We start from the raw sequence: 14056 nt of genomic DNA on the forward strand, positions 1-14056 counted from the left end.
CTGGCGTCATGCCAGCTCCATTTTAAATCAGAACCGCGCCCTGAGCGGTCATCTGGGCAAAGGCAATTTCGCTGTCCTCGGGATTCAGATTGACGCCCCGGCAGCCCTCTTTAACCACCTCAACGTGATAACCCAGCTCCAGCGCATCCAGCACGCTATATTTTACGCAGTAATCCGTAGCCAGCCCCAGCATCACCAGATGGGTGATCCCACGCTCACGCAGCCAGCTGTCCAGCTCGGTCTTACGGCGATGGCCATTGTCAAAAAAGGCGCTATAGCTGTCGACATCCTGATCCTGGCCCTTATGGAACGTCGCATCGAACAGTGAGCGATCGAGACCCGGATGAAAATCAGCGCCAGTTGAGCCCTGAATGCCGTGATCGGGCCACCAGATCTGGGCCAGACCATTTAGCTCGCCCAGCGTGTAAACCGGCTCGCCGGAAACCGAGGCAAAGCTGCCGTGATTGGCCGGATGCCAGTCCTGCAGTGCCAGTACGCATTCACCGTTTTCACGGAACAGTCGCGCATAACGATTTGCCACCTCGACCGTATGGTCGCCCTCATGGACTGCCATCGGGCCGCCGGGGCAAAAATCGTTCTGAATATCAATAATGATGAGTGCCCGCTTCATTACATATCGCTCCGTTTCAGTCTTCAGTCAGTTCGCCGCGCAAATTCTGCTGCATTCTGGCTCGAATTTGATCGGCCGAAAGATCCTGGCTGAGTAAAAAGTGTAGCTTTGTCAGGGCCGCTTCCACGGTGAGGTCAAATCCGCTGATGACACCAGCATGTTCCAGCGCATTGCCGGTAGCGTATCCGCCCATATTCACTTTGCCGGAAATACACTGGGTAAGATTTACCACCACGATGCCACGCTCGCTGGCCTGCTGCAATTCTGCCAGAAATTCCTTGTTCTGCGGTGCATTACCCACACCATAGGAGCGCAGGATCAATGCTTTGACTGGCTGACGCAGAAAGTTACGCACAACGTCGGCTGAAATCCCGGGATAGATGGTGACCACACCGATGGGCTGAGGCGTAATGGTGTGAACCTTCAGTTCGCCCTGACCGGCTGGGGCTGGCGGTGTATTGAGGCGACGAATATGAATGCCCGCTTCCAGCAGCGCAGAGAGGTTGGGCGAAGCAAAGGCGTTGAAGCCGTCTGCATGTGCCTTGGTGGTCCGGTTACCGCGATAGAGCGTGTTATTGAAAAACAGCGACACTTCGCTGATCGGATAGTTGGCCGCCACATAGAGCGAATTTAAGAGATTCTGCTGACCATCTGAACGTAATTCCGCTAACGGAATCTGCGAGCCCGTGACGATAACCGGCTTGGCCAGATTTTCCAGCATAAAGGAGAGTGCTGAGGCGGTAAATGCCATGGTGTCGGTGCCATGCAGGATCACAAAACCATCATAGCGATCGTAGTTCTGACGGATATCTTCTGCGATAGACTGCCAGTCCTGCGGGGTCATGTCGGAAGAGTCGATCAGCGGCTGATACTCATGAATGGTGAAATCAGGCATCTCAGGGCGGTGGAACTCCGGCATGTTAGCCAGCTGTTGCTGCAGGTGTCCGGAGACGGGAATATAACCCTGCGCCGAACGCTGCATACCGATCGTCCCGCCAGTGTAGGCTACGTAGATGTTTTTCTTTTGCATTAGAGAACTCAGACTCGCCATAAAACGCGCAGTATAAGGGGAATAGCGGGGAAAAGCAGCCCGACCAGCGGCCGGGCTGCGAGGTTTATCGCACTTCGCCGCAGTTCAGGCAGAATGCATAACGGTTCTGAGGATCGTTCTGCTTGTCGAACAGACCAGGCTGGGCTTTCATAGCACTCATCACATCCAGCATCGGTGCTGGCAGCCAGGCTTTCAGCGTATCAGGCAGGACAGCCTGCACCGACGCGTTCATCTGGCTCAGCATCATATCCAGGAAGCTCGGGTCATCCTGATACCAGCTCAGCTGCGGATTACTGACTTTCGCCAGCTCGCCCGCCTTCTTCACGGCATCATCGAAGTCACCCAGTGCATCAACCAGACCATTGGCTTTCGCATCGCTGCCGGTCCAGACGTGGCCCTGTGCAATGGCATCAATCTGCTCTGGCGTTTTATGACGTGACTTCGCCACCAGACCGACAAAGTTGCGGTAGCCATTTTCGATGGTCAGCTGCATCAGTTGCTGAACTTCCGTTGGTAGCGCTTTGGTGGTTGAGATATCCGCCAGCGGTGAGGTCGCAACACCGTCGGTGTGCACGCCAATACTGTCCAGGCTGTTCTCCAGCGTATTGATCACGCCGAAGATGCCAATCGAGCCAGTCAGCGTGCTGGGGTTCGCCACAATGTAGCTGGCAGGCGTTGAGATCCAGTAACCGCCAGACGCCGCCATGCCTCCCATCGAGACCACAATCGGCTTACCGGCCGCCTGCGCTGCCGCCAGCTCTTCACGAATCGCTTCCGAGGCGGTGACGCTGCCACCCGGGCTATTCACCCGCAGAATAATCGCTTTGATTTTCGGATCGAGACGCGCATCGCGGATCTGCGCCGCCGTCGTGTCGCCACCGACATTGCCCGGCGTCTCTTCACCATCCATGATGGCACCGCTGGCCATGACTACCGCGATGTTGCCATCCTGCTGCGTGGAGGTGGTTTTCACGCTGTAGTCATAGATGCTGACGCTACGGTAATCGTTGCTCTGCTTATCCAGACCAAAAGTTTTTACCAGCTCCTGATCGGCTGCCGCACGTGAACCCAGGGCATCGACCAGCTTGTTATCCAGCGCATATTGCGCGGTATCGCCTTTCACGGCGTTTAATCCGGCAATAATCGCAGCAGCACCGGGGAAGAGTTGCTCCGGCGTAATCTGGCGGTTCGCTGCCACGGTGTTCAGGTAGTTCTGCCACAGTTGACCGACCCAGCGGCTGTCAGCATCCCGTGCGGCAGGGGACATGTCGTCACGCAGGAACGGCTCAACCGCTGATTTGTAGGTCCCGACACGGAAGACGTGGGAGGTGACTTTCAGCTTCTCCAGCAGGGTTTTGTAATAGAGTCCGTTGGTGGCGAAACCATGCAGATCTACGGTGCCCTGTGGCGACAGATAGATTTTGGTGGCGTAGCTGGCAAGGTAATACTGCGCCTGGCTGTAGCTGTCGCCGAGTGCATAAATCGGCTTGCCGCTGTCGCGGAATTCGCGCAGCGCTTTACCCACATATTGCAGTGAAGGCTGATCGCCACCGGCAAATTCGCGTAAATCGAGCACCATGCCTTTAATGTTGCTGTCATCTTTTGCCTGACGAATAGCGTCGACCACATCAAACAGCGAATTTTCCTGTAAACGGTCACTGCTGGCACCCAGCAGCTGGCGGCCAATTTTGCTCAGACGATTGCTTACCGACGGTTTATCCACCAGCACGCCGCTGAGATCCACTTTCAGTGCGCCTTGCTGAATCGGCGCTGAACTGCCGCCCGACCCGCTGACCTGCAGCCAGATCCCTACACCCACCACAATCAACAAAATCAGGAAAATATTCAGAATAAATTCCCTGATAAAATTCAGTACCCGCCAGCTCCAGCGGAACAGACCTGCAATTATTCGCCACAATGTGCGCATCAGACTCTCCATAAATATGTAGCAGGAAGTGGCCGCCGCGCGGACCAGACTTCCCCGACGAGCTCATCCTAAAGAGCGGCGTGTTAAAAGTCAGCAGGAAATCACTGCGCACTGTTACAAAAAATCTGCCTGTGCCAGGATAACTGCAACATTACAGAGATCGGGAGAAAAACATGGACGCACTGGAGTTACTGGTCAACCGACGTTCGGCCTCACGCCTGACTGAGCCGGCACCTGCGGGTGACGCACTGGAAAATATCCTGCGGGCTGGCATGCGCGCCCCGGATCACGGCACGCTGCAACCCTGGCGCTTTATCATTGTGGAAAATGAGGGGCGCGACCGTCTGAGCCAGCTGCTGGAGCAGGCAGCACGCGATAAACAGCTGGATGAAAAGGCGATTAACAAAGCGAGCCAGTCACCGTTTCGCGCACCGATGATCATTACGGTGGTGGCACATTGTGAAGCGCACCACAAAGTGCCGCGCTGGGAGCAGATCGCCTCGGCAAGCTGTGCAGTGATGGCCATGCAGATGGCGGCCGTCGCTCAGGGTTACAACGGTATCTGGCGCAGTGGTCCCTGGACCGATGACGAGCAGGTACGCCAGGGGTTTGGCTGCCGCGAACAGGATGCCATCGTCGGCTTTCTCTATCTGGGCACCCCGCAACTGAAATCCAGCACCACGGTGCTCCCACCTGACACGGCGCCTTTCGTCCGTTACTTCTGACTACAATGCTTGTCCGGTTCCGGCAGGGTGCATTTCAGCCCTGCTTTTTGCACGGTTCCTGTGCGAACGATCGCTAACGCCGCGCATCACACTTACGCCAGCGGGCCTGCCAGGCTAACATAGCCCCAGTATTCAAACCGACAGCGGACAACCGGTTATCACTGCGTTCCCCCTGATGTTAAGGATTACCTGATTCAATGCGTTTGTTTATTGCGGAAAAACCGAGCCTGGGGCGTGCTATCGCAGATGTGCTGCCGAAACCGCATCGACGCGGTGATGGATTCATTGCCTGCGGCAACGATCAGATCGTCACCTGGTGCGTAGGCCATCTTCTGGAGCAGGCGCAACCCGACAGTTATGACAGCCGTTATGCGCGCTGGTCGCTGGCGGATTTACCCATCATTCCGGAAAAATGGCAGCTAAAACCGCGCCCCTCGGTCGCTAAGCAACTGAAAGTGGTTGAAGGCTTGCTGGCGCAGGCGAATGAAGTGGTGCACGCCGGTGACCCGGATCGGGAAGGGCAGTTGCTGGTGGATGAGGTGCTCGACTACCTGAACCTGCCGGCTGAAAAACGCAGCAAGGTGCAGCGCTGTCTGATTAACGACCTCAATCCTCAGGCGGTGGACAGGGCAGTGAACCGCCTGCGTGAAAATCGCGAGTTTATTCCGTTGTGCGTCTCGGCGCTGGCCCGCGCCCGGGCGGACTGGCTCTATGGCATTAACATGACCCGCGCCTGGACGCTGCTGGGACGCAATGCAGGCTATGATGGCGTACTGTCGGTGGGCCGGGTGCAGACGCCGGTACTTGGGCTGGTGGTCCGGCGCGATGAAGAGATCGAGAACTTCGTGCCGAAAGATTACTTCGAAGTGAAAGCGCACATCCTCACGCCTGACGGCGCCCGATTTATCGCCAGCTGGATCCCCAGTGAGGCCTGTGAACCATGGCAGGATGAAGAGGGCCGCCTGCTCAAACGCGCGCTGGCGGAGCATGTGGTGACGCGTATCACGGGCCAGCCGGCGATCGTCACTGCCTACAGCGATAAGCGCGAAAATGAGGTGGCGCCGCTGCCCTTTTCCTTATCCAGCCTGCAGATTGAGGCCGCTAAACGTTACGGGCTGAGTGCGCAGACGGTGCTGGATACCTGCCAGCGGCTTTACGAAACCCACAAACTGATTACCTATCCCCGTTCGGACAGCCGCTATCTGCCTGAAGAGCATTTTGCCGGTCGTCATGCGGTGTTAAAGGCGATACAGGCGCATCAGTCACAGCTGACCCCACCGGCAGATTTCGATGCCGATCGCAGAAATCGCTGCTGGGATGATAAAAAAGTGGATGCCCACCACGCCATTATTCCAACGGCCCGTGCCAGCGCGGTGAAACTCAGTGAAAACGAGCAGCATATCTATGAACTGGTGGCGCGCCAGTATCTGATGCAGTTCTGCCCGGATGCGGTATTCCGCAAATGTGTCATCGATCTCGATATTGCCGGCGGAAAATTCGTGGCGAAAGCGCGCTTCCTGGCGGAAGCGGGGTGGCGTGCGCTGCTGGGCAACAAAGAGCGTGATGAAGAGAACGACGGCATGCCGTTGCCGGTGGTAGCGAAAGGGGATGAGCTGCTGTGTGAGCACGGAGAGGTGCTGGCGAAGCAAACCCAGCCGCCACGCCCGTTTACCGATGCCACCATTCTTTCTGCAATGACCGGCATTGCCCGTTTCGTTCAGGATAAAGAATTAAAGAAAGTACTGCGTGCGACCGATGGTTTAGGAACGGAAGCCACACGCGCCGGCATTATCGAATTACTGTTTCGTCGTGGCTTCCTGGTGAAGAAGGGCCGCTATATCAATTCTACGGATGCCGGACGCGCCCTGATTCACTCCCTGCCCGATCTGGCAGCACGCCCGGATATGACGGCGCAGTGGGAATCGACACTGACGCGTATCAGCGAAAAGGCCTGCCGCTATGATGAATTCATGCAGCCGCTGGTGCAGACCTTAACCGGTCTGATCCAGCAGGCGCGACAGCAGCCTGCGGCGCATGCATTTCGGGGATTACCGTCCACCGGACAGAAACGTCCGGTGCGCAAAACCAGGCGTAAAGTGAAGGAGACGGAATGAGGCGTTATTCAGTATTACTGGTCGTGGCCCTGTCGCTGGCGACCAGCGTGGCGCAGGCCAACAGTCGTTATCAGTCGATGCCACAGCAGGGCAGCAACGGTGGCAACACCGATGTCGTGGTGGATATGCCACCCGAGGCATGGACACAGGCAGAGAGACGTCAGCCAGACTGTCTCCGCTGCTGTATCTTTGAGAACCGTAACTACACGGAAGGCGCGGTGGTGAAATCAGAGGGGGTGTTGCTGCAATGTACCCGTGATGAACACTCCATCGGCACCAATAACCTGATCTGGAAAATAGTGAAATAGCCGTCGCGTGGCGCTCTGCCACGCGACCATCAGTTAAAAGCGGAAGGTTGACCAGATGGGCGCGTGGTCAGACGGTTTTTCCATGCCCCGGATCTCATAATCAATGCCGGTCTCAACGCAGTGCGACGCCAGGGTTTTGCTCGCCAGCACCAGATCGATGCGTAACCCGCGATTATCATCAAACCCTTTCGAACGGTAATCGAACCAGGAGAAGCGATCCGCCACCTCCGGATTGTGCTCACGCCAGGTATCAACCAGTCCCCAGCCCAGCAGGCGGTCCATCCACTCGCGCTCTTCCGGCAGGAAGGAGCATTTGCCGGTGCGCAGCCAGCGCTTGCGGCTCTCCTCACCAATACCAATATCCCGATCGGTGCTGCTGATATTCATGTCGCCCATAATCAGAACCGGCTTATCAGCAGGCAGATCCTCGGTCAGCAGACGTTGCAGATCGCGATAGAATTTCTCTTTAGCCGGAAACTTGGTGGGATGGTCGCGGCTCTCGCCCTGCGGAAAATAGCCGTTAATTACCGTGATGTCGCCAATCGGGCTGGGAAGTTCCGCGATGATCAGGCGGCGCTGGGATTCTTCGTCATCACCCGGGAAACCCCGGCTCACTGACACTGGCTCAGCTTTGGTTAACAGGGCAACGCCGTAGTGACCTTTCTGTCCATGATAGAAGACGTGATAGCCGAGCTTTGACACCTCTTCCAGCGGGAACATGTCGTCATGGACCTTGGTTTCCTGCAGACCGATAACATCGGGCTGATGCTGTTCGACAAGTGCCTGAAGCTGATGCGGGCGGGCACGCAACCCATTGATGTTAAATGAAACAAATTTCATGAGATCGACCGTTGTTCAGAAATGTCAGGCGGAGATGGTAGCGATTTTTGCTGAAAAAGTCATGGCGGAACAGGCTGAGATTGTGTGAAAGCGGGCAGGAATGTGGGGGCGAACAGGAAGCTTAGGTATTGGTCTGGGATTGAGTGCAACATGCGAGATGGTGGTGGGAGAAGGATTCGAACCTTCGAAGTCTGTGACGGCAGATTTACAGTCTGCTCCCTTTGGCCGCTCGGGAATCCCACCTGGGATAGTGATGTGGCTTAAGATGATTCAGATTCAGATGGTGGTGGGAGAAGGATTCGAACCTTCGAAGTCTGTGACGGCAGATTTACAGTCTGCTCCCTTTGGCCGCTCGGGAATCCCACCATGGCCTGAATCTTTCTCTCTTAAAGCGGGGCGCATCATACCAAATGCGATAAGGGTGTAAAGCGCCCACTGGCAAAACCGCAACTGTTTGCCCACTTTTTACGCGTAGCGCTGAATCTGCAGACAATTCAGCGCACTGGCTGATTAAAGAATAATCGTGCGGTTGCCGTAAACGAACACGCGTTGCCCCAGCACTTTATACAGTGCATTGCTCAGGACATTCTTTTCTACGTCGCGACCGGCGCGCATCATCTCATCGGCGGTGTAGCTGTGATCAACGTTTATCACATCCTGCATGATGATTGGGCCTTCATCGAGATTGTCATTCACATAGTGCGCGGTGGCACCGATGATCTTCACGCCACGTTCATAAGCCTGATGATAGGGACGGGCACCGATAAAGGCGGGCAGGAAGGAGTGGTGAATATTGATAATCTGGTTCGGATAACGCTGCACAAAGGCGGGCGTCAGGACGCGCATATATTTCGCCAGCACCACGTAATCGGGCTGATAGCGGTCAATCTCTTCCACCATGCGGTTATCGTGCTCTTCCCGCGTCAGTCCCTCATGGCTCACCAGCACAAACGGAATGTCAAAACGCTCAACCAGCGAACGCAGGGTGTCGTGGTTACCCACTACCGCCGCAATTTCCATATCCAGGCCGCCAAACGCGCTCTTCATTAACAGATCGCCCAGGCAATGCGCCTCTTTAGTGACCAGAATCACCACGCGGCGACGACCGGCGCTGTGCAGTTCCCGGACTGAACCCTGGGGCAGGGCGCTGTCGAGATCGGCGAGCAGGGTATTGTCGTTGAAGATCCCTTCCAGTTCGGTACGCATGAAAAAACGCCCGGTGCGATGATCAACAAACTCATTGTTCTGCACGATATTAAGTTCGTGCTTGTAACAAATATTGGTGATTTTGGCGATCAGACCTTTTGCATCGGGACAAATGGTTCGTAAAACTTTTCTTTGCATGGTTTGCGCTTGCATCTCAATCAGAGTCCTGTCAAAGCATTAGGGGTAAAACCGCTGGGGTAGCCGTCAGCTTAACCACAACATTTTTTGTATTTTTTTTCACTGCCGCACGGGCAGCGATCGTTACGCCCCACGGGCGGTGCTGTACCGTCAACATAGTACCAGCGTTGATCCTCGCGAAGAAAGCGTGAACATTCATGAATGGCCTGAATGTTGGTTTTCTCGCGGTATCGCGCAAAAAAGGTAACGAAAGCTTCGTTCTCATGGCTTCCATGATTACAACGGGTTACATTCAGGCTGAGCCAGTCGGTTCCTGGAAAACTTTCAGATAAAAGCCCTGACAGCGCCGGATGACGCTTATCAGGATGCCAGGTCGCAACCAGATAGTCCGCATTATGCTGCACATAAGCGCAATAACGGGATCGCATAAGTTGTTCAGCTGTAACAGGAATCTGGTTACCCTGAAGAAAGGGCTCGCAACATACGCTATACTGCTCTCCGCTACAACATGGGCAGGTTTCTGACACATTATCTCCCGGGAATGATGGGTCGGTTTTACAAGCGCGCTATGTTAGCTGACCCCGTGTTGTGATGCTACGTATTGACGGCAGGACCAGACAGAAATGAGAAAGGTAAAAATTGGATTGGCTCTGGGTTCTGGAGCGGCCAAAGGATGGGCGCATATCGGCGTGATCAACGCGCTGGAGCGTGCAGGTATTGAGATCGACGTCGTTGCGGGCTGCTCTGTCGGGGCATTAGTCGGATCTGCCTATGTGAATAACCGCCTGCCGCTGATGGAAAAATGGGTCAGTGCATTTCGCTACTGGGATGTTATTCGCCTGATGGATGTCTCCTGGCAGCGTGGCGGACTGCTGCGCGGTGAGCGGGTCTTTAGCCATGTTCGTCAGCTGATCCCCAATGACACGATAGAGCACTGTCATAAACCCTTTGGCGTGGTGGCGACTAACCTCAGTACCGGTCGTGAACTCTGGCTGACTGAGGGCGATCTGCATCAGGCAGTACGCGCTTCATGCAGTATGCCAGGTTTATTACCGCCGGTGGGCTACAATGGGTATTGGCTGGTGGATGGTGCCGTAGTCAACCCGGTGCCGATTTCACTTACCCGTGCCCTGGGGGCAGACATTGTTATCGCCGTTGACTTGCAGCATGACGCGCATTTAATGCAGCAGGATCTCTTTTCCGTGACACCACAGAATAGCGAAGAAGAAGCCGCCGCAGCGGCATTGAGTTGGGGAGGGAAGCTGCGTCAGCGTCTGGTGAATTTCAGCCAGCGCCGTGCGTCTCAGTCACCTGGCGCGATGGAGATTATGTCCACCTCTATCCAGGTGCTGGAAAATCGCCTGAAGCGGAATCGCATGGCAGGCGATCCGCCCGATGTTTTGATTCAGCCGGTCTGTCCGCAAATTTCGACGCTGGACTTTCATCGTGCTGAGGAAGCCATTGAAGCAGGCAAGGCCGCCGTAGAGAAGAAAATGGATGAACTATTACCACTGGTCCGTGGCAGATAATCAGGTTGTTCATTCAAAGCGGTGACTTCAGCCAATTCTTAAAGGCGCAACTGCGTTTTATGAACCACTATTGAAATATCTGGTACGCAGGGGGAAAGAATGGAAAAACCACTACTCGGCAAAAAGATACTCATTGTCGAAGATGAGGCTGTTTTCCGTTCGTTGCTGGACCAATTTTTGTTATCGATGGGTGCTGTGACGTTACAAGCGGAAGATGGTCTGGAAGCAATTGCACAACTACAACAGCATACTGTCGACCTGATTATCTGCGATCTGGAAATGCCCCGCATGAGCGGCATCCAGTTCGTTGAGCACATTCGTACCCGCGGCAACATCGTGCCGATTTTAATCATCTCAGCTACCGAGAACATGTCGGATATTGCGCATGTATTGCGTCTTGGGGTGCAGGATGTGCTGCTTAAACCACTTAAAAACTTTGAGCGCTTTCGTGAAGCGGTCTATGAGTGTCTCTATCCCTCTATGTTCACTTCGAAAGTGGAAGAGGATGAACAACTGTTCCAGGACTGGGATGCGCTGGTTCGTGATCCTAAAGCGGCTGCCAAGTTGCTCAAGCAACTCCAGCCACCGGTGCAGCAGACTATTGCCAACTGCCGGGTTAACTATCGTCAGCTGACGATGGCCGAGCAGCCTGGGCTGGTGCTTGATATCGCGGCGCTCTCCGATAAAGATCTGGCGTTCTACTGTCTGGACGTGACCCGTGCCGGTGATAATGGCGTGCTGGCAGCGTTGCTGCTGCGGGCGCTGTTCAATGGCCTGCTGCAGGAGCAACTGACCGGGCAGAAACAGCGTCTGCCGGAACTTAATGGGCTGCTCAGACAGGTCAATCTGTTACTGCGCCAGGCGAACCTGAGCGGCCAGTTCCCGTTACTGGTTGGGTACTATCATCGCGGATTAAAGAACTTAATTCTGGTTTCGGCCGGATTGAACGCCACACTCCATGTTCATGCCCATCAGATTCAGCTCAGCAATGGTGTCCCCCTTGGCACTATGGGCAGCACCCATCTTAACCAGATCAGTCAGCGCGCAGAAAACTGGCAATGCCACGTCTGGGGCGCGGGCGGGCGCATTCGGCTGATGCTATCGACGGAAGAATAAGCCGTAAAAACAGAGGAATTCTGGCGCTGAGGACAGGGCCAGAGTTTAGCTTTACAGTTGGGTAATAGTCTTAATTTCGACGGTTTGGTGCCTTCCAGGATAAATCCGTTCGATACTAACTGATATACTCATTTCCGATTTTAAACCGACATATCAAGTATTAACTTGAACGGCCTATAAGAGAGGTATCTTAATGTCTGCCAATAATACCAAAGTAAAAAAAGCGGTAATCCCGGTAGCGGGTTTGGGTACGCGTATGCTCCCGGCTACCAAAGCGATTCCTAAAGAAATGTTACCGCTGGTTGATAAGCCGTTAATCCAGTATGTCGTTAACGAGTGTATCGCTGCTGGCATCAACGAAATTGTGCTGGTAACGCATTCATCAAAAAATGCCATCGAAAACCACTTTGATACCAGCTTCGAACTGGAATCAATGCTGGAAAAACGCGTTAAGCGTCAGCTGCTGGATGAAATCCAGTCAATCTGCCCGCCACACGTCACCATCATGCAGGTTCGTCAGGGCATCGCTAAAGGTCTGGGTCACGCTGTAATGTGTGCACACCCACTGATCGGTGATGAGCCGTTTGCGGTTATCCTGCCAGACGTCATCATCGACGAATATGAATCTAACCCAACCAAAGATAACCTGGCAGAGATGCTGAGCCGTTATGAAGAGTCTGGCCGCAGCCAGATCATGGTTGAGCCGGTTGCCGATGTGACTGCATACGGTGTTGTCGATTGCCAGGGCGCAGAACTGAACCCAGGCGACAGCGCACCAATGGTCGGTGTGGTTGAGAAGCCTAAAGCGTCAGAATCCCCATCAAACCTGGCCGTTGTAGGTCGTTATGTTCTCTCTTCAGAGATCTGGCCACTGCTGGCTAAAACGCCTCCAGGTGCAGGCGGCGAAGTTCAGCTGACTGACTCCATTGCGATGCTGATGGAAAAAGAGACAGTTGAAGCATATCACCTGAAAGGCGTCAGCCATGACTGTGGTAACAAACTGGGCTACATGCAGGCTTTCGTTGAGTACGGTGTTCGTCATCCGGTATTGGGCAAAGATTTTTCTGAATGGCTCGATGGCGCAGTTGGCAACAAAAAGTAATTCATAAACACAGGATAACTCGATGAAAGTCACTGTATTTGGTATCGGCTATGTCGGTCTGGTTCAGGCTGCGGTGTTAGCCGAAGTCGGACATGACGTTCTCTGCATTGATGTCGACGAAAACAAAGTCGAAAATCTGAAAAAAGGCATCATTCCTATTTTCGAACCAGGTTTAACGCCGCTGGTAATGTCCAATTACGAAGCGGGTCGTCTGAAGTTCAGCACTGATGCTGAGCTGGGCGTAAACCATGGTGTTATGCAGTTTATTGCAGTTGGTACTCCACCAGATGAAGACGGCTCTGCCGATCTGAAATATGTGACCGCCGTAGCGCGCACCATTGCGCAGCATATGAACGATCACAAAGTGGTTATCGACAAATCAACCGTTCCGGTTGGCACAGCAGACAAAGTTCGTGCGGTAATGACGGAAGCGCTGAAAGCGCGTGACGCCAACATCACCTTTGATGTGGTATCTAACCCGGAATTCCTCAAAGAAGGTGCTGCAGTCAATGACTGTATGCGTCCAGAACGTATCGTTGTCGGTACTGACAACGACGACGTGGTAGAACTGTTACGCGAGCTCTATGAGCCGTTTAACCGTAACCACGATCGTATGATCATGATGGATATCCGCAGCGCAGAGCTGACCAAGTATGCAGCAAACTGCATGCTGGCCACCAAAATCAGCTTTATGAATGAGATGTCTAACCTGGCTGAACGTTTAGGCGCGGATATTGAAAAAGTACGCCAGGGCATCGGTTCCGATCCCCGCATTGGCTACCACTTTATCTATCCTGGCTGTGGTTACGGCGGCTCCTGCTTCCCGAAAGATGTGCAGGCGTTAATCCGTACCGCTGAGTCAATTGGCTATCAGCCACGTCTTTTGCAGGCCGTGGAAGATGTGAATGACAACCAGAAAAACAAGCTGCCAACCTTTATCAAACGTCATTTTGGTGACGATCTGAAAGGTAAAACGTTTGCGCTCTGGGGCCTGTCATTTAAGCCGAACACTGACGACATGCGTGAAGCCTCCAGCCGTGTGCTGATGGAAACGCTGTGGGAAGCTGGCGCATCTGTTCAGGCGTTTGACCCTGAAGCGATGGATGAAGCACAGCGTATCTACGGTCACCGCAGCGATCTTAAGCTGATGGGTACCAAAGAAGCCGCACTGCAGGGCGCTGACGGTCTGGTCATCTGTACGGAGTGGCAAAACTTCCGTGCACCTGACTTCGACATCATCAAAAATGCACTGAAAGAAGCCGTGATTTTTGATGGTCGTAACCTGTATGATCCAGAGCGTATCAGCAAACGCGGTTTCGTTTATTATGCAATCGGCCGCGGAGCGTCTATTCAAACTGCATAATTAACG

13 protein-coding genes and 2 tRNA genes are annotated in these 14056 nt (G+C 54.1%); 7 read left to right on the forward strand and 8 right to left on the reverse strand.

Annotated features, from left to right (window positions below; translation table 11 throughout):
* Positions 1-22: 22 nt before the first annotated feature.
* From pncA to sppA, 3 genes are all read right to left on the reverse strand, one after another.
* Positions 23-631, reverse strand: coding sequence for a bifunctional nicotinamidase/pyrazinamidase (gene pncA / locus HFD94_RS05390; protein ID WP_122888820.1), 609 nt, complete (start codon positions 629-631; stop codon positions 23-25).
* Positions 632-647: 16 nt separating this feature from the next.
* The gene (gene ansA, locus HFD94_RS05395) at positions 648-1661 is read right to left on the reverse strand and encodes an asparaginase (RefSeq protein ID WP_010260629.1); all 1014 of its coding nucleotides are present in this window, start codon (positions 1659-1661) and stop codon (positions 648-650) included.
* Positions 1662-1746: 85 nt separating this feature from the next.
* Complete coding sequence (sppA, locus tag HFD94_RS05400; protein ID WP_010260631.1) at positions 1747-3609, reverse strand: signal peptide peptidase SppA; 1863 nt, start codon at positions 3607-3609, stop codon at positions 1747-1749.
* Positions 3610-3782: 173 nt separating this feature from the next.
* Between sppA and HFD94_RS05405 the strand changes: the two genes are divergently transcribed.
* The 3 genes from HFD94_RS05405 (at position 3783) to HFD94_RS05415 (ending at position 6756) form a co-directional block, all read left to right on the forward strand.
* The gene (locus HFD94_RS05405; RefSeq protein ID WP_010260634.1) at positions 3783-4334 is read left to right on the forward strand and encodes an NAD(P)H nitroreductase; all 552 of its coding nucleotides are present in this window, start codon (positions 3783-3785) and stop codon (positions 4332-4334) included.
* A 197-nt stretch (positions 4335-4531) separates the two neighbouring features.
* Positions 4532-6448: a DNA topoisomerase III gene (locus HFD94_RS05410; protein WP_167432862.1), complete on the forward strand. Its 1917-nt coding sequence runs from the start codon at positions 4532-4534 to the stop codon at positions 6446-6448.
* A complete protein-coding gene (locus tag HFD94_RS05415; protein WP_010260638.1) occupies positions 6445-6756 on the forward strand; it encodes a DUF1496 domain-containing protein in 312 nt (103 codons plus the stop codon). Before HFD94_RS05410 ends, HFD94_RS05415 begins: the two co-directional genes overlap by 4 nt.
* A 33-nt stretch (positions 6757-6789) precedes the next feature.
* Here the strand turns inward: HFD94_RS05415 and xthA are convergent, their stop codons facing one another.
* From xthA to HFD94_RS05440, 5 genes are all read right to left on the reverse strand, one after another.
* Entirely contained in the window at positions 6790-7596 is an 807-nt protein-coding gene (gene xthA, locus HFD94_RS05420) for an exodeoxyribonuclease III (RefSeq protein ID WP_010260640.1), read from the reverse strand.
* A 158-nt stretch (positions 7597-7754) separates the two neighbouring features.
* Positions 7755-7839: transfer RNA gene (locus tag HFD94_RS05425), tRNA-Tyr, on the reverse strand.
* Between the two features lie 38 nt (positions 7840-7877).
* Positions 7878-7962 (reverse strand) — tRNA-Tyr (locus HFD94_RS05430).
* Positions 7963-8106: 144 nt separating this feature from the next.
* On the reverse strand, positions 8107-8955 hold the full coding sequence (gene purU / locus HFD94_RS05435; RefSeq protein ID WP_003852258.1) for a formyltetrahydrofolate deformylase: 849 nt from the start codon (positions 8953-8955) through the stop codon (positions 8107-8109).
* A gap of 56 nt (positions 8956-9011) precedes the next feature.
* Complete coding sequence (locus HFD94_RS05440) at positions 9012-9467, reverse strand: YchJ family protein (RefSeq protein ID WP_062757774.1); 456 nt, start codon at positions 9465-9467, stop codon at positions 9012-9014.
* Between the two features lie 96 nt (positions 9468-9563).
* Between HFD94_RS05440 and rssA the strand changes: the two genes are divergently transcribed.
* The 4 genes from rssA (at position 9564) to HFD94_RS05460 (ending at position 14050) form a co-directional block, all read left to right on the forward strand.
* Positions 9564-10469, forward strand: coding sequence for a patatin-like phospholipase RssA (gene rssA / locus HFD94_RS05445; RefSeq protein ID WP_010244341.1), 906 nt, complete (start codon positions 9564-9566; stop codon positions 10467-10469).
* A 99-nt stretch (positions 10470-10568) separates the two neighbouring features.
* Positions 10569-11585 (forward strand): two-component system response regulator RssB, encoded by a 1017-nt coding sequence (gene rssB, locus HFD94_RS05450; protein ID WP_010244345.1) that lies wholly within the window; start codon positions 10569-10571, stop codon positions 11583-11585.
* Between the two features lie 193 nt (positions 11586-11778).
* A complete protein-coding gene (galU, locus tag HFD94_RS05455; protein WP_008925296.1) occupies positions 11779-12687 on the forward strand; it encodes a UTP--glucose-1-phosphate uridylyltransferase GalU in 909 nt (302 codons plus the stop codon).
* A gap of 22 nt (positions 12688-12709) precedes the next feature.
* A complete protein-coding gene (locus HFD94_RS05460; RefSeq protein WP_003852248.1) occupies positions 12710-14050 on the forward strand; it encodes a UDP-glucose/GDP-mannose dehydrogenase family protein in 1341 nt (446 codons plus the stop codon).
* Positions 14051-14056: the final 6 nt, after the last annotated feature.

Origin of the sequence: Pantoea sp. EKM20T, from assembly GCF_011800485.1 — a bacterium.
Lineage (GTDB): Bacteria > Pseudomonadota > Gammaproteobacteria > Enterobacterales > Enterobacteriaceae > Pantoea > Pantoea agglomerans.